Origin of the sequence: Serratia sp. CY33525, assembly GCF_052169115.1 — a bacterium.
GTDB classification, from domain to species: domain Bacteria; phylum Pseudomonadota; class Gammaproteobacteria; order Enterobacterales; family Enterobacteriaceae; genus Serratia; species Serratia sarumanii.
This window is the reverse complement of sequence record NZ_JBJNLK010000001.1, coordinates 1-16,996: the sequence shown is the minus strand read 5'-3', so window position 1 is coordinate 16,996 and position 16,996 is coordinate 1. Positions and strand designations below refer to the sequence as shown.

9 protein-coding genes and 1 pseudogene are annotated in these 16,996 nt (G+C 61.8%); 5 read left to right on the top strand and 5 right to left on the bottom strand.

Translation table 11 applies throughout. The annotated features are described in order from the left end of the window. Window positions 1-137 precede the first annotated feature (137 nt). Window positions 138-398 carry a multiple stress resistance protein BhsA gene (bhsA, locus tag ACJ8IM_RS00050; RefSeq protein WP_041035330.1) on the bottom strand — a complete coding sequence of 87 codons (261 nt, stop codon included), beginning with the start codon at window positions 396-398 and terminating at the stop codon, window positions 138-140. Between the two features lie 329 nt (window positions 399-727). On the opposite strand from bhsA, the gene pyrF reads away from it, so the two are divergent. Both pyrF and yciH read left to right on the top strand, forming a co-directional pair. Beyond that, window positions 728-1,456, top strand: a complete 729-nt coding sequence (gene pyrF / locus ACJ8IM_RS00045) for an orotidine-5'-phosphate decarboxylase (protein WP_060422315.1) — start codon at window positions 728-730, stop codon at window positions 1,454-1,456. Between the two features lie 10 nt (window positions 1,457-1,466). Further along, complete coding sequence (gene yciH, locus ACJ8IM_RS00040) at window positions 1,467-1,793, top strand: stress response translation initiation inhibitor YciH (protein WP_033647552.1); 327 nt, start codon at window positions 1,467-1,469, stop codon at window positions 1,791-1,793. Window positions 1,794-1,983: 190 nt separating this feature from the next. Here the strand turns inward: yciH and osmB are convergent, their stop codons facing one another. The 4 genes from osmB to ACJ8IM_RS00020 form a co-directional block, all read right to left on the bottom strand. Beyond that, on the bottom strand, window positions 1,984-2,202 hold the full coding sequence (gene osmB / locus ACJ8IM_RS00035; protein ID WP_004945176.1) for an osmotically-inducible lipoprotein OsmB: 219 nt from the start codon (window positions 2,200-2,202) through the stop codon (window positions 1,984-1,986). Window positions 2,203-2,473: 271 nt separating this feature from the next. After that, a complete protein-coding gene (locus ACJ8IM_RS00030) occupies window positions 2,474-3,220 on the bottom strand; it encodes a DeoR/GlpR family DNA-binding transcription regulator (RefSeq protein WP_033647550.1) in 747 nt (248 codons plus the stop codon). 50 nt (window positions 3,221-3,270) lie between these two features. Further along, a complete protein-coding gene (locus tag ACJ8IM_RS00025) occupies window positions 3,271-5,703 on the bottom strand; it encodes a formate C-acetyltransferase/glycerol dehydratase family glycyl radical enzyme (protein WP_101455568.1) in 2,433 nt (810 codons plus the stop codon). 4 nt (window positions 5,704-5,707) lie between these two features. After that, entirely contained in the window at window positions 5,708-6,607 is a 900-nt protein-coding gene (locus ACJ8IM_RS00020; protein WP_033653025.1) for a glycyl-radical enzyme activating protein, read from the bottom strand. Between the two features lie 149 nt (window positions 6,608-6,756). Between ACJ8IM_RS00020 and fsa the strand changes: the two genes are divergently transcribed. The 3 genes and pseudogenes from fsa to ACJ8IM_RS00005 all read left to right on the top strand — a co-directional run. Beyond that, window positions 6,757-7,422, top strand: a complete 666-nt coding sequence (gene fsa / locus ACJ8IM_RS00015; protein WP_033653027.1) for a fructose-6-phosphate aldolase — start codon at window positions 6,757-6,759, stop codon at window positions 7,420-7,422. Window positions 7,423-7,807: 385 nt separating this feature from the next. Continuing rightward, window positions 7,808-9,412 (top strand): ShlB/FhaC/HecB family hemolysin secretion/activation protein, encoded by a 1,605-nt coding sequence (locus ACJ8IM_RS00010; protein WP_229601679.1) that lies wholly within the window; start codon window positions 7,808-7,810, stop codon window positions 9,410-9,412. Window positions 9,413-9,479: 67 nt separating this feature from the next. After that, window positions 9,480-16,877, top strand: a pseudogene (locus ACJ8IM_RS00005) (two-partner secretion domain-containing protein); the annotation flags it as partial. Window positions 16,878-16,996: the final 119 nt, after the last annotated feature.

Sequence of the window (16,996 nt, the reverse complement as noted above, 5' to 3'; positions counted from 1 at the left end):
TAAGCCACTGGCGATCGGGTGTCTAGTGTGTAATAAAAATTTAATATTTCTGTAACGAAGAGGGGTGAGGCAAACGCGGGTTTTTTAGGCGAGAAACAGAGGCAGGGCCCGAGCGTGCGGGCCCTGTACCGGAAACATTATTTATAGATGATCGCGGTGCCGCTCAGCATGTTGTTACCGCCGGCGGAGATGATGCGGTAGCTGCCGGCGCCTTGGGCATCGGCTTTAGCGGCCAGTTTTTTCTCCAGGCTGCTGAGGGTGGTCGCATGGCCCGCGGAAACGATGCCGCTGGCGGTCAGGCTGTCAGCCTGTTGGCTGTTGACCGGCTCAGCGGCGAAGGTAGCGAAAGAGGTCAGTGCGATAGCGGTAGCGGCTGCAAAATATTTGATGGTTTTCATAGGTGACTCCAGTCTGTTTATTTAGGAAGGAAGCCATTCGCTTCCGATGTGGTGAATAATAAAGCATCTGCGCCGTTTGAAAATCTGATAATGCTGAGCAAGTTGTTCAAAATGTTTGATTGAGAATTTACGCATCTTTACGACGTTTTACGCTGCGTGGTTTATCGCTGACGCGCTTTTGTTGACGCGCCATGACAAAGGTGAGAGGTAACATGACAGAGCGGCGGTACGCGCTGCGGCTGGGATTTCTGGCCCCCGGCATGTAGAATGCGGCGGTCAGTTTCGCGGGTGAGTACCTGATTATGTCCATTTTACAGAAGGTAGAAGAAATGAAGTCTGAAAATAACACTAATAACAATGACTTAAAATCATCTCCAATCGTTGTGGCGTTAGATTACGCCGATAAGAACGCTGCGCTGGCGTTCGCCGACCGTATCGATCCGCAAGACTGCCGGCTGAAAGTGGGCAAAGAAATGTTCACGCTGTTTGGGCCGCAGCTGGTGCGCGATCTGCACGGGCGCGGTTTCGACGTGTTTCTCGACCTGAAATTCCACGATATTCCCAATACCACCGCGCATGCGGTTGCGGCGGCGGCCGAGCTGGGCGTTTGGATGGTCAACGTCCATGCCAGCGGCGGCGCGCGCATGATGACCGCCGCTAAAGAAGCGCTGCTGCCTTACGGAGCGGATGCGCCGCTGCTGATCGCCGTGACGGTGCTCACCAGCATGGAAGCGGAAGACCTGCGCGGCATTGGCATCGAGGCCAGCCCGGCGGAACACGCCGAGCGCCTGGCGCGCCTGGCCCGCGACTGCGGGCTGGACGGCGTGGTCTGTTCGGCACACGAAGCGCAGCGCCTGAAGGCCGCCTGCGGGCAGGCTTTCCAGCTGGTTACGCCGGGGATCCGCCCTGAAGGCAGCGCGGCGGGCGATCAGCGCCGTATCATGACCCCGGTGCAGGCCCAGACCGCCGGCGTGGAATACATGGTGATTGGGCGTCCGATCACCCAATCTGCGGATCCGGCCGCGACGCTGCGCGCGATCCGTGCCTCTTTGGCCTGAGGAGGCAATGATGAATGACGATAACAGCCGCCTGGTGTATTCCACGGACACCGGCCGCATCAAGCAGGAAGACGTTAAGCCGCAACGCGCCAAGGGCGACGGCATCGTGCGCATCCAGCGTCAGACCAGCGGCCGCAAGGGGAAGGGGGTATGCCTGATCGCCGGCGTCGATCTGGATGATGCCGCGCTCGACAAACTGGCGGCCGAGCTGAAAAAGAAATGCGGTTGCGGCGGTTCGGTGAAAGACGGGATTATCGAGATCCAGGGCGATAAACGCGATCTGCTCAAACAGCTGCTGGAAGCCAAAGGCATGAAGGTCAAACTGGCGGGCGGTTGAGGTGAATCGCCATGCCGCGGTGCAATACTGCGGCATGGCTTGAGGTTGTTGCTGCCGGGGGTTAGCCCGTTAACGGCAAAAGAACCATAGACTTAAAGTAAAACAGACCTGAAATCATCGTTATTCTGGTTAATACGTCAAAGCGCCGAGGCGCTTTTGCCAGCCTGTCGGCCGAGGTCTCTCGGTCAGGTTATTTGCCAACCTGGTGACCGATGATGCCCCCTACCGCAGCCCCACCCAGCGTGCCCAGCGCGCTGCCGTCTGTCAGCACTGCGCCGCCGACTGCACCGGCGCCGGCACCGATAGCGGTGTTGCGATCGCGTTTGGACATGTTGGAACAGGCGCTGAGTGAAAACGCCAGAGTCAGTGCCAGCGCGGCGGTGGCGAAACGTTTATTGATAATCATCATAATGACTTCTCCTTAGCATTGGCTATATGGAAGTGCCCTATAAGTATAGGCGTTAACCATAAATCAGGCCTGCCGTTGATTCCCGTACAGTATCGATATAAAAAAATGGCATTTTTTGTTAACGGCCGAATAATTAGCAAGTTACGGCCCAAAAGGCGCCGAAACTGAGTATAGGTTTCTCGGGAAGGATAAACAGGTAAATAGTCTTAAAATCCCGCTGCGCAAGGGGAAGGCGCGCGGTGTAGCCCGCGCGGTGCGGCAGTGACCTGCGTTATTCGTTAACCAGCTCCACCTGTACGCCCTGGCGTTTCAGCTGATGCTGATACTCCAGCGCCAAGCGCGAATCGGTGATCACCCGGCTGATCTGGCCGGTCTGCGCCAGCGGGTTGGGCTGGATCTGGCCGAATTTGCTCGAGTCCGTCAGCACGATATTCTCCACGCCCTTGGCCAGCACCGCGCTGACCACGTCGGCGCGCATCATGTCGCGGCCGGTAAAGCCGGTTTCGGCCTGAAAGCCGTCAATGCCGATAAACGCCTTGTTGAAATGCACCTGCTGAATGCACAGCCGCGTAAGCGGGCCGACCACGGTCTCGCTTTTCTTCTGGTACATGCCGCCCAGCACAATCACGTCGCAGTCAGTTTCTTTCAGCAGGTTGGCGATGTAGTGGCTGACAGTGATCAGCGTAATGCGCTTGCGCTCGGCGATGTAGCGCGCCAGCAGGGCATTGGCGCTGCCGCTCTCGATGAAGATCGTCTCGCCGTCGTTGACCTGCGCGGCAGCATATTGCGCCAACCGTTGTTTGAGGGTGAAATTGGACATCATGCGGGCGTCGACGTCGTCGCTCTCCAGCGCCACGGCGGAACCGTGTACCCGCTTCAGATAACTGCGCTTTTCCAGCAGGTTGAGATCCTGCCGGATGGTGACTTCCGAGACGCCCGAGGCGCGCGCCAGCTCATTGACGCTGATCCGCCGGCGATCGTTAACCAACTGCAATATGGTCTGTTGTCGTAAATTCATATCGGCCTGATGATGCGGCCGCCAAGGTGCGGCCGCTAAGAGTCAAAGGTTTAAAGAGTATGTTCTGTGCGCGCAATAATATCATCCTGCGCCTCAGGGGATAATGCGGTAAAGAAGGCGGAATAGCCAGCTACGCGAACCACTAAATCACGATATTGGTCAGGGTGTTGCTTCGCCGCCAGCAGCGTTTCGCGCGACACGATATTGTACTGCACATGCCAGCCGCGATAGCTCTCGAAGAAGGTGCGCAACATCAGCATCAGCTTTTCCCGATCGCGCGGGTTGTCCAGCGTCGCCGGGTTCAGCTTTTGGTTGAGCAGCACGCCGCCGAGAATTGCCTCGGTAGGCAACTTGGCGAGCGAATTGAACACCGCGGTCGGCCCCAGGTGGTCGGTGCCGGACGCCGGGCTGGCGCCTTCCGCCAGCGGCTGGTGCGCCTTGCGCCCATCCGGGGTGGCGAGGGTGGCGGCGCCGAAGGGCACGTTGGCCGAGATTGACGAGGTGCCGGCGTAGTAGCCGCCGCCTATCGGCCCGCGGCCGAAGCGGGTGTTGCGATACTGCTTCAGTTCCTCGATGTAGGTTTGGTAGGCGCGCACCAGCAGCCGATCGACCTCGTCCACGTCGTTGCCGTATTTGGGCGCGGCGTTGAGCAGCCGCTGGCGCAGCTGTTCGCCATCCAACCCGGCGAAGTCGTCGGCCAGCGCCGCCGCCAGCCGCTGCTGGCCGATCGCCCCCTGGTCAAACACCAGTTTGCGCACCGCCGCCAGGCTGTTGCCGAGGTTGGCGATGCCGACCTGCAGGCCGGAAATCCAGTCGTACTTGGCGCCGCCTTGCTTGATGCTTTTGCCGCGTTCGATGCAGTCATCCACCAACGCGGAGCACAGGATATCGTGGGCGTTCTCCTCCAGCACGCTGTCCACCACGCATTCGATCTCAATTGACTTGCGCGTGTAGTAGCGGATTTGTCGGTCCCACGCCGCCATCACCTGCTCGAAATCGGCGAAGTTTCCTTTGGACAGCGCCTGTTCCTGCGGCAGGAAAATCTGCCCGGAGGTGGCGTCGCGGCCCTGTTCCAGCGCCGCCAGCAGCACGCGGGCAAAGTTGATGAAGCTCATGCCGGTGCAGCGATAGCCCCATTTGCCGCCGACGGCGGTCTCGATGCAGCCGATGGCGGCATAGTCGTAGGCGTCCTGCGGTTCAACCCCCAGCTTGATGAACTCGGGAATGACGATTTCGTCGTTGTTGAACGCCGGCATGCCGAAGCCGCAGCGGATCACCTGTACGCAGGCGTCGAGGAAATCGGCGCTCATTCCTGCGTGGTAACGCACGCTGAGGTTGGGTTGGGTGGAGCGCAGGCGGCCGCAGGATTCGAGGATGGCGTAGGACAGCGGGTTGACCGCATCGCACGGCCGGCCGTCGAGCAGTTTTTGGCCGCCGATGGTGACGTTCTGGTACAGCGGGCTACCGGCGGAGGCCTTGGAGTGCGAGCCGGAGCGGATCTTGTTGACCTCCAGCAGCTTCAGCCAGCAGCTGTGCAGCAGCTCGATGGCGTCTTCCCGCGCCAGGTTCTGCTCCAGCTCGACGTCGCGCCGATACCAGGGATAGAGATATTGGTCGAGGCGGCCGAAGGAAACCGAATGGCCGTTGGATTCGATCTGCAACGTCAACTGGATGAAATAGCACAGCTGCAGCGCCTGCCAGAAGGTGTGCGGCGGGCGATGGGCGATCAGATCGCAGTTGTCTGCGATGGCCAGCAGCTCGGTGCGCCGCCAGTCGCGGGTTTCGCGCTGCGCCATATCGCGCGCCAGGTGAGCGAAACGCAGGATGTGTTCGCTCAGCGCCGCCAGCACGATGTCGATGGCGTTGAGAAACTGCGCTTTATGCAGATCTTCCCACTCGGTCAGGCGCAGGCGGCTGCGGCGCGCGTTCACCTTTTCACGCAGGCCGTCGAGGCCTAGTTCCAGCAGCAGCGGGAAGTTGACCGCCAGGTGGGCGTCGCCGGAGGTCATGTTGCCCTCGGCTTTGATGATGCCGGTGGCGAGCAGCGCCTTCTGTTCGTCGGTAAACATGCCATAGCAGCGATCCTGCACCGTTTGGCCGCGCCACCAGGGGCAAAGACGGTGCAAAATCGCCTTGTTCTCTTCGCTGACCGAGAAGCCGGCGCCCGGCCGGTCGGCCAACTGGTCGATCTCGTTTTCTATCCAGCCGACGGTGTATTCGGGGAAGATCGGCGCGGCGCGCAGCTCGCTGGCCTGGTTGCCGACGATCAGCTCGTCGTTGGCGATCCAGATGCTGCGCTTCGCCAGATGGTTGGCCAGCGCCAGCGCGCGGCGCACCGGCAGCGGCCGATCCTGATGCTGTTGATAGGCCTCGGTATAGTGCTGAGCGCGTTCGGTGCACACCGGCGGTTTGACGATGTGAATCAGCGCGTTCTTATGCGCCTGGATGCGGGCGCTGAGGGTGGTCAAATCCAACGTAGTCATGGCGTTATCCTCGCAAAATGGCGCTCAGGCCTTTGGCGCCGGCGTACGCTTCGGCGAAGGCCAGCAGATCGGGCGCGTCCAGCGGCGTGCGGGCGGCGCGGTAAGGTTCGCCGAGCAGGTGATACTTGTTGATGCCCAGCGTGTGATACGGCAGAAAATGGATCTCCGATACGCCGATCTCGTCGGCGGCGAAGTCGACAATCGCGCGGACAGAGTGGCGATCGGCATTGAAATCGGGGATCAGCGGCACGCGCACGGTCATTGGCACGCCGTGCGCCGCCAGCCGGCGGAAATTGTTCATCACCCGACGGGCGGAGCCGCCGGTCCAGGTTTTGAAACGCGCTTCATCGGTGTGTTTGAGATCGGCCAACAGCAGATCCAGCCAGGGCAACGAAGGGGCGATGTAACGCCACGGAACGTGCAGACAGGATTCGACGGCGGTGTGGATGCCGGCTTCGCGGCCGCGCCGCAGCAGCTCCGCCGCGACCTCCGGCTGCATAAAGGGTTCGCCGCCGGACAATGTTACACCACCGCCGCTGCGCAGGTAGAAAGGCTTATCCCGCATCACCTCGGCCATGATATCGTCGAGGTTGACCGCGCTGCCGCACAGGCTGAGCGCGCCGGTCGGGCAGGCGGCGGCCAGCGCCGCATAGTCGTCTGCGCTGATGGCTTCGCGCCGCAGCGTCAGCGCGCCCTCGTCACGCTGCAGGCCTTGCGGGCAGCGCTCGGCGCACAGCATACAGCCGCTCAGGCACAGGCGTTCGTCAAACAGCAGATCCGCGTGGCGCGAGCGGCTTTCGGGGTTCTGGCACCAGCGGCAGCTCAGCGGGCACCCTTTTAAAAAGACCACGCTGCGGATACCGGGGCCGTCATGGGTCGAGTAGCGCTGCAGATTGAAGAACATGAGTCACCCGTTTGGCGTTGCTGAATCTTTCGCCATTAAAGATGTTTCGAATGAAAGTTGGATTGATTTTGGTCAAAGGTTGGCGGGGTTTTTGCCCTATGATGATCAGAGTTTGAATCCGCCCACAGAACATGACACAGGAGTCCGTGATGGAGCTTTATCTCGATACCGCCGATGTGACGGCGGTAAAACGCCTGGCGCGCATTCTGCCGCTGCACGGCGTCACCACTAACCCGAGCATTGTGGCGAAGGAAGGCAAGCCGATTTGGGAAGTGCTGCCCGCGCTGCGCGACGCCCTCGGCGGCACCGGCAAGCTGTTCGCGCAGGTGATGGCGGCCGATGCGGAGCGCATGGTGGCGGAGGCGGCGCTGCTCAGCCAGCGCGTACCGGGGCTGGTGGTCAAGATCCCAACAACCGCCGAGGGGCTGGCGGCGATCAAGAAGCTTAAAACGATGTCCATCCCAACGCTGGGCACGGCGGTATACGGCGCCGGGCAGGGGCTGCTGGCGGCCTTGGCCGGGGCGGAATACGTGGCGCCTTACGTCAATCGGGTGGACGTGCAGGGCGGCGACGGCATCGAAATGGTGCACGAGCTGCAGCAGCTGCTGAGCCTGCACGCGCCGTCGGCGCAGGTGCTGGCCGCCAGCTTCAAGACGCCGCGCCAGGCGCTGGAATGCCTGTTGGCGGGCTGCCAGGCGATCACGCTGCCGGTGGATGTGGCGGAGCAGTTCCTGAGCGCGCCGGCGGTGCAGGCCGCGGTCGAGAAATTCGAACAGGATTGGCAGGGGGCGTTCGGCAGCAATTTGCTGGGCTGATAGCTGTCCGTCTCGTTTACTGATTCTCCTCCCGATCGACAATTAATTTTAAAGGATGGCGCATCATGGCGTCATCCTCCCGCCGTTTCGCCATTCTTCTTATGCCCGCCGCCTCCCTTATGGTTTTGTGAATCGCAGTGCCATAAAGCTGTTGATTTTTCCCCCCCGAAGCTCATAATTCGCCCCAGAGTAAGTTTATTTACATTAATTTACTTAACTTATGATTTTGACCAAATAAATAACTATAAGTAACGGTGAGGAGCCAAGGATGCGCTCAGATTCAGATACTGCTCGTGCTTTACTTTATTCTATCCGCTGCGGGCTGTCGGGATTATTGATCGGCGTTGTACCCCTGTTTTCCGCTTCGGCGTCTACCAGCGATGGAATGGCGTCCATTGATGCCCGCGAACAGCAGCGCCAGCAGGAGCGCGAACGCGCCCTGCAACAGCAAAATGCCCCGCAGGCCGATGCGCGCCTTTCCCGTCCCGACGTTGTGCTGCCCGATTACCCAACCGATGAACGCCCTTGCTTCATCATCAATCGGCTAACGTTGGTCGGCGAGTCTGCCGATCGCTTTCAATGGGCGTTGAACGCCGCGGCGGATGCCAGGGGCCGCTGTCTGGGTAGCCAGGGCATTGTGCTTGCCATCAACAAGGTGCAAAACGCCATACTGGCCAAGGGCTATGTCACCACACGCGTGATGGCGCAGGAGCAGGACTTGACCACGGGCGTGTTGGCGCTGGCGCTGCAGCCGGGGCGTATCGGTGAGATCCGCTTTGAGGAGCCGGTCTCCTGGCGTGGGCGGCTGTGGAACGCTATTCCGGCCTCACGCGGCGATATTCTCAGCCTGCGCGATATCGAACAGGGGCTGGAGAACTTCAGGCGGGTGCCCAGCGCCAATGCCGATATTAAAATCGTACCCGGCGCCGAGGACGGAACCAGTGACCTGCAGGTCAACTGGCACGAAGGGCGCCCGGTGCGGCTCAGCCTGGGGCTGGACGACAGCGGCTCCAAAAGTACCGGGCGTTATCTCGGTTCGGCCACTCTGGCTATCGATGCGCCGTTTGCACAGAATGACCTGTTTTACGCCAACATCGGCAAGGATGTGTTTCAGCACGGGCCGTTCGGCAACCGTTCACATACGCTGAACTACTTTTTCCCGGTGGGATATTGGGCTTTCTCGGCCAATTACAACGACTACACCTATCACCAGAACATCCCCAACGCCAATGAGGTGCTGCGCTACAGCGGCAAGAGCGACAACATTCAGTTGACCGTCTCCCGGTTGCTGTACCGCGACCAGTCGCACAAGTTAACGCTCAACCTGCGCGGCTACCGCAAGCACTCGACTAACGCCGTGGACAACGTTGATATTGTGTCGCAAAAACGTCGGACCGCCGGCTGGGAGCTGGGGCTGAATCAGCGCAGCTACTACGGTACCACTACGCTGGACGCCAATATCAACTGGCGCCGCGGCACCGGCGCATTCAATGCCCTGCCTGCCCCGGAAGAGTCGCGTCATGAAGGCAGCGCACGTACCGGCATTTTGCTCGGCGACCTGGGCATCAATCAGCCGTTCTCCTGGGGCGATCAGCCCTGGCGGGTGTATACCAGCGTAAGGGGGCAGTGGAGCCCGAACGCGCTGACGCCGCAGGAGCGGATGGCCATTGCCGGGCGTTACACGGTGCGTGGCTTTGATGGCGAACAGATGCTGTCCGGCGAAAAGGGCCTGCTATGGCGCAATGAAATCGCCTGGAACGTGTTTTCTCGCGGGCATGAATTGTATCTGGCCGCCGACTACGGCCGGGTGGACGGCCCAAACACTCGCCACTTGGTTGGCCATCAATTGGCGGGCAGCGCGCTCGGCGTGCGCGGCGCGCTGTGGGGGCGATTCAGCTATGACCTGTTTGCCGGCGTTCCGCTCTACAAGCCTGCGGGGTTCCATACCTCCGGCGCGACCGCGGGTTTTAGCGTAAATATGGAAATCTGAACATCGCGATACCGGCAGCGTTGCTGCGCTGATCTGAACGGACTGACTTTTCTCACGGATGTGACCTATGAACAAACATTGCTATCGCCTTATCTTCAGCCGCACCCACGGGGAGTTGCGGGTGGTGTCCGAACTGGCCCGCAGCTGCAGCAGCGAGCCGGGGCAGCGCATCGGTTCAGGAATAACAGGTGGAAGTCGTCTGTGGGTCACCGTGCGTCGGTCAGTGTGGCTGCTTGGGCTGTTGATGTTCGCCGGCCCCGTCATGGCAGACGGCATTGTCGCGGACGGCGGTGCCAATCCTTCCCAGCGGCCGGAGGTCATCACTACCCAGAACGGCTTGCCGCAGGTCAACATCACCGCCCCCAACCAGGCTGGGGTCTCACATAATCAGTATCAGCAGTTCGACGTCGACGCCAAAGGCGCCATCCTCAACAATTCGGCGGTGATGACCGCGACCCAGATGGCCGGGATGATCCAGGGTAACCCTAATCTCAATCCCAATTCCGCGCCGGCTCGCGTCATCCTCAACGAAGTCAACAGCAACAATCCCAGCCAGCTGCGCGGTTTTATGGAAGTGGCCGGCGGCAAGGCGCAGGTGATTGTGGCCAACCCCGCCGGCATTGTCTGCAACGGCTGCGGCACCATCAACGCTGGGCGCATGACGCTGACCACCGGCAAACCGCAACTGAACGCCGATGGCAGCGTGGCGGGCTACCAGGTCGAACGCGGCGTGGTGCGCATCGAGGGCGGTGGGCTCAATGGCGATACCCGTCATGATACCGAGTACGTCGACATTCTGGCGCGCGCGGTGGAGGTCAACGCCGGCGTCTGGGCTAAAGAAGGCGTGACGCTGGTGGCCGGTCGTAACCGCGTGAGCGCGGACGGCAAAACCGCCGCGCCGCTTTCGGACGACGGTAGCGCCAGGCCTGAGCTTGCCATCGACATGGGGCAGATGGGTGGCATGTACAGCGGCAGTATCCGCATGATCGGCACCGAAGCCGGCGTCGGCGTGCGTAACCAGGGCGGACAGGTCCGGGCGGGCAAAACGCTCACCGTGAGCAGCGAAGGCAAGCTCAGTTGGCGCTCTGATGCGCCCACGCAGGCCGGCGGCGATATTCAGCTGGCGGCAAAAGGCGACATCGAGACGCACGGGAAAGTGTATAGCGGTGGCCAACTGGCCGTGCAGAGTCGCGAGGGAATGTTAACGCAATCCGGTACGTTGGCGGCGGCCGGGAATGTGCACCTGAACGCCGCGCGCGGCATCCAAAGCAGCGGCCACCTGCTGGCGGGCAGTAATGCCGAAAGCACGCTGGTCCATGATGCCAATCTGCAGCTTGATAGCCAGGGCGATATCCGCGCCAGTGGCAGTCTGCTCGGTAAAAAGAACGTCAACGCATCCGGGCGCCGGGTGGATATCAGCGGCGCGCAGGTTGCGGCCGGCCGCACCGCGCTGGCGGCCCGCGAGGGCGGCGTGGCCTTGCGCCAGTCCACCGTAGACAGCGGTGAGCTGGCCGTGAGCACGAAGGGAAATGTGGATGCGCAGCAGGCCAGGGTCAAGGCCGGGCGCTGGGCGGTCGATGCTGACAGCCTGTTCAACCAACAGGCTACCTGGTCTCAGACCGGTGACGGTGAGAGCCGTTTCACCCTGGCAGGCGCACTGGATAACAGTGACGGCACCATCGAGACGCAGAGCCTCCGGCTTTCGTCCGGCCGGCTGGTCAATCAGCGCGGCCGCCTGGTGGCGTTGGGGGAAACGGCGCAGCACTGGCGAGTGGGTGGCCTGCTCGACAATGGCGGTGGCACGATGGGCAGCAACGGAGCTCTTCGCCTCGACGCCGGCCGCCTCGATAACCAGCGCGGCACGATAAAAACCCAGGCGGGGCTCACGCTCCATGCTGATGGCGCGGTGAATAATGCCGGCGGCAACCTGCTGGCCGGGAACGGCCTGACGCTTGAGGCCGGTAGCGAGCTGAATAACCAGTCCGGCACCCTGAGCGGCGATGACGTGCGTCTGGCGGTACAACGGCTGGATAACGCGCAGGGGCAGGTCATTGGCCAGGGAAATCTCGAAATGACGGCCGGCCGCCTGGATAACCAACGCGGCCTGATTGGCGCCGGCAAGGCGCTGAATGTGCACGCCGGCGCCTGGGACAACCGTGGCGGCACGGCGCAAGGAGAAACGGTCGTCACGGCAACGGCGGGCAATCTCAACAACGACGGCGGTAAGCTGCTTTCAGGCCATACATCAACCCTGAAGACCTCGGGCAACGCCACCAACCGCGGCGGTGAAATCAGTGCTACGGTGCTGACGGTGCAGTCTGACCGTCTCGACAACAAGCAGGGCAAGGTGATTGGCCGACAACGGCTTAACCTGCATGCCCGTCAGGGGCTGGACAACACGCAGGGGCTGCTGGGCGCCGATGAGATGCTGACGGTGAGCAGTGAGGGCGAGCTGAGCAATCATCACGGTAGGGTGCAGGGGAATGGGCAAACCACGGTGTCAGCGCGAGACATCCACAACGAGGCCGGCAAGCTGCTGGGCGGGCAGAGACTCTCTCTCACTGCGTCGGGCGTGCTTGGCAACCGCGAGGGGGAAATCAGCGGCGAGTCGCTCACGCTAACGGCGCAGCGCCTCGATAACGCTCAGGGCAAGGTGGTCGCCAGGCAGGATGCGAACCTGACGGCGAAGCAAGGGTTGAGCAACGCCGCCGGCTGGCTTGAAGGCGGCAGCGCACTCGCCGTCAACACCGATGGCGATTGGGACAATCAGGGCGGCACCGCACAAGGTGGCCGGCAGGTCACCGCCAACGCGCAGTCGCTCGACAATACCGGCGGGCGGCTGCAGTCCGGCGGAGGCCTGACGCTTGACGCCGCAGGCAATATCCTCAACCGTTCCGGCAAACTGACCGCGCAGCAGGCCCTTGCCGTTAACGGCGGAGCAAGCAGCCTGTTCGATAATGACGGCGGCTCCCTGCAGAGCGGCGGCGACCTGTCTCTTCAGGGGGGCGAGTTGACCAACCGCGCCGCAGGGGTGGTGCTGGGCGGCCAGGCGCTTTCTCTGAATCTGGCGGGGGGCTGGGATAACCAAAACGGCACCTTGACCGGCAATGGCCGCACGCAGGTGCGCGCCGCCAGTCTGCTCAATGCTCAGGGCGCCATCAACGCGCTGGATAGCCTGGACATGCAGTTCACCGGCAAACTGGATAACCGCCAGGGGCGTGTTTTCAGTCAATCGTCTCAGGTGTTGCAGGCACAGGATATCGTCAACACGCAGGGCTGGATGGGCAGCCTGGGGAGCTGGCGGGCCATCAGCGGCGGTTTTGACAATACGGAAGGCAGCGTACAGAGCCGGCAGGGAGCACAACTTGCGGCGAACTGGCTGGACAACGCTAAAGGCGTGGTGCAGTCGGCGGCGGATCTGGTACTGCGCGTCGCACAGGATATTGATAATCGCAACGGCAAGGCCTCGGCGCAGGGGCAGCTTGCTGTCACAGGCATCAAAGACGGCGAACACGCCGGCGCCATCAATAACGCCGGCGGTCAGTGGCTGGCCGGCGAGGGGCTGACTATCGCCGCCCGCGCACTCGACAATACGCAGGGTGGATTGTTGTACAGCAAGAAACAACAACGCCTTACGTTGAGTGGCGCGCTGAACAACCGCGATGGGAAAGTGCAAGGTGGCGAGGCGCTTCAACTTGACGCACAAGCGCTGAACAATGCCGGCGGGACGATAGACGGCCAGCAACGCGTGGCGCTGCGTATTCTTGGCTTGCTGGAAAATACCGGCGGTGCAGTGCGCAGCAATGGTGGGCAAGAGGTGTCGGCCGCCGGTATCAATAATACACGCGGCGTATTCAGCAGCCGCGGCGGCATCACGGTGGCATCAAAGCAGCTGGACAACGCCGGCGGTACGCTCATCAGTCAGGGGGCGGGCATCTACCGACTCGACCGGCTTAACAATCAGCACGGCAAGGTGCACAGCGGCGACGCGCTCACCCTTGAGGGGGCGCAGGTCAACAACCGGGGTGGGCAACTGGTATCGACTCAGGGCCTGACGCTCAAGACCGAAGCGTTCGATAACAGCGGTCAGGGCACGCTCAGCAGCCAGGCGGAACTGGATGTGCAGGCCGAGCGCCTGAACAATCGCGATGGCGGACTGATACTGGGCACCACACGCACCGATATCACCTCTCGTGATATCGACAATACCGCAGGCCGCCTGCAGAGTAGCGGCCAGATGACCCTCTCGGGGGTAACGCAGCTGGACAACCGCCAGGGGCGTCTCCTGGCCAACGGCAACCTCAATATCAATACTGACCGGTCACGGACCGACTCGCCGCTGGCGCTGCTCAACCAGGGCGGGCGCGTGGAGAGCGCCGGGCAACTTACCTTGCATGCGCGTACCTTGGATAATCAGAACGGTACCCTGCTGGGGCTGCAGGCGCTGACGCTATCCGCGCAGCAGGACTACACCCATCAGGCCGGCGAAACGATCAGCAGTAACGGTACGGTGACGTTCTCCCTGAGCGGCGCCTTTACCAACCTGGCGGATTGGTTGCTGCCCGGCAAGCTGGCGCTCCATGCGGCCAGCATCACCAATCCGGCGGCGCTGGTGGGCAAAACGCTGCAGCTGACGACCGGAGCCTTGCAAAACACCGGGCGCCTTGAGGCGGACAGCATGGCGCTGAACGTCGATACCCTGGACAACGCCGCGGCGCTGATGGGCGACGACATCACCGTGAACGGGCGCATTATCGACAACCACGGTGCACCTGCGGTGATGGCGGCGACCCACAGCCTGACGGTGCAGGCCGGTGAGCGGCTGACCAACCGGGAGGGCGCGCTGATTTACAGCGCCGACCGTCTGCACCTGCACAGCGATGGCCTGATTGAAAACCGGGCCAGCTTTATCGAAGCGGACGGTGATGCCACCATCGAGGCCCGTCGCCTGAACAACCTGCGCGAAGGGCTGGTGATTGAGCGTAACGCCGAGAAGAGCGACTACAAATGGCACCGCTACAACTACTATTGGCGCTCCTACGGTTCAAAGGTCAATCCCGATAAAAGCACCCTGGCGCCGACCACCCAGCAGCTGACCTATCAGGATGACGCGGCGGCGCAAACCAACCGCTACGGCACTCTGCTGGCCATTGATGCGGCGGGCAAGCGCGCACAGGTGCGGGTCAAGGACAATAAGGGCCAACTGACCGACCTGTGGGTCAACTACCTGGCGCTCAAGCCGAATGCCGATGGCAGCTATGCGATGACGTTCTATGAAACGCGCGGGGGCAATCAGCTGGCGACCATCCCGACGCCTTATCAAAACGGCTTCCATTGGGAGCACGACTGGACGCAGGTGATGACCTGGGATCCCGAAAAGCATGTCGATATCGACAGCGCGCCGTTCATCACCGATTACAACAACTTCCGCGAACGTACCGAGAGCGGCACGGTGACGCGCGACAAGCTGGTGAGTGAGGGGATCGGCGCGCGTATTCTGGCCGGCGGCAACATGGTGCTGCGCATCACGGGAGCGTTGCTCAATGACGCCAGCGTCATTACGGCCAACGACAACCTGACGCAGGACGGCGGCGGCAGCGTGGACAACCGCGGTTACTCGGTTAACGAGCGGCGTCAGGCGGCTATCGTTGACCATTATGACAAGGACACGCATCACTGGTACCCCACGTTCAACCGGGACGAAACCACGGCGCTGGCGACCGTTGACGGGCTGATCACCGGCAATGGCACGGTCACCATCAACGGAGTCCGCATCACCAACACCACGGTCAATCAGGCGCAAATCAGTCAACTTGATGCGGCGTTAAAGGCGGTGGATGCCGAACGCGCCGAGCTTGAGCGCAATCCGCTGGCCTTCACGGTAGAGGGCGCTGCCCGACCTGACGGCGATACGACGCTGGCGCCGGGCGAGCAAATGACAAGACCGGGCGCCACGCCGTCCTCGCCGCTGGGGCGCCCACTGCTGCCGTCTGAGCTGGCGCTGACGCAGTTACAGCATCTGGGCAATGTGGCCACCGCCATCCCCAATAACGGCTTGTTTAGTCAACATACGGCGACCGGCAGCCCGTTCCTGGTGGTGACCGATGAACGCTTTACCCGCCGCGACAACTTTATCAGCAGTGATTATATGCTTGAGCGCGTAGGGTATGACCCGGCGCAGGCCCATAAGCGCCTGGGGGACGGCTTTTACGAGCAGCGTTTGGTACGCGAGCAGGTGCTGGCGCTGACCGGCAAACCGTCCGTCAAGGGCTGGGATGCGATGGAGCAGTATCAGCAACTGATGAACAACGGCAGCAAAGTCGCCCAGGACTTCCATCTGGTGCCGGGCGTGGCGTTGACGCCGGAGCAGATTGCGGCGCTGCAACAGGATATCGTCTGGCTGGTGAGCGAGACGGTGCAAACGGAAGGCGGCCCGCAAACGGTATGGGTGCCGAAGGTGTACCTGGCACAGACTACGCTGCGCCTGACCGGCGATGGCGCGCTAATTGGCGGCGGCGACCTGCAACTCTCGGCAAACAGCATCACCAATGCCGGCAACCTGTTTGCCGAAAAAGCCCTGACGGTTGACGCCGGGCAGTTCCTGCATCAGGGCGGCGACGTCAGGGCAGGCAGCATTGACGTGCAGGCAGACAGTCTGGCCATGAGCACTAACCTGCAGGACGCGCTGCGCCAGGCGACCATGAGCGCCGGCGACATTCGCCTGCGCGGTACCGATATCACGCTCACGGGGGCGAAACTGGATGCGACCGATACGCTCAGCCTGAGCGCGCGTAACGATCTGACCATCACCGCCGCGAAAAGCAGCCATACCGCCGATCTTGAGGTTATCTCCGGTTCAATGGGTAACCGCACCCGCGGCGGCACGGAAGCGGCAGGCTCCCGGATGGCGCACGTCAGCGGCGAATGGCAGCAGGCTCTGGGGAGTGAGCTTAACGCTGGCGGCAACCTCACGCTCAATGCCGGGCGAGACGTCACGTTCACGGGCAGCCAGGCCAGCGCCGCCGGCAGCACCCGCGTGCAGGCCGGCGGCGATATCAACATCAGGGCCGAAAGCACCACCAACACCACGCACCTGGACGCCAACAGCCGTACTTCATCAGTCAGCAACGACCGCCAGGAAGAGCGCCTGACAGTAAGCGCACTCGGCGGAGACCAGGGCGTCACCCTGGTGGCGGGCAACCGCCTGTTGGCCGAAGGCGCGCAGATTGACAGTAAAGAGGGGCGTATTGGCGTCAGCGCGCGGGACGTGAGCATTAAAGACGCGCGTACCCGCACGCAAGATCTGGACAGCGAAAACAAGCGCGAAGGCAAAACCAAGAGCCATCGCGAAGAGCAAACCGAGCGCGAAATCAGCACCGGCAGCACCTTCAGCGGGCGCGAGGGTGTGACCGTGATCGGGCGTGAAGGCGACGTCACGGTTACCGGCAGCGCCCTGCACAGTGACAGTAATAATGCCGATGTCAGTCTTTACCACCACTTAGTTTGCCGTTTAACCAGATTGGTGTGATTACTGATGCAGTGAAGACCTTCCCGCATCCTGACTCACACAGCGATCGACCTTTT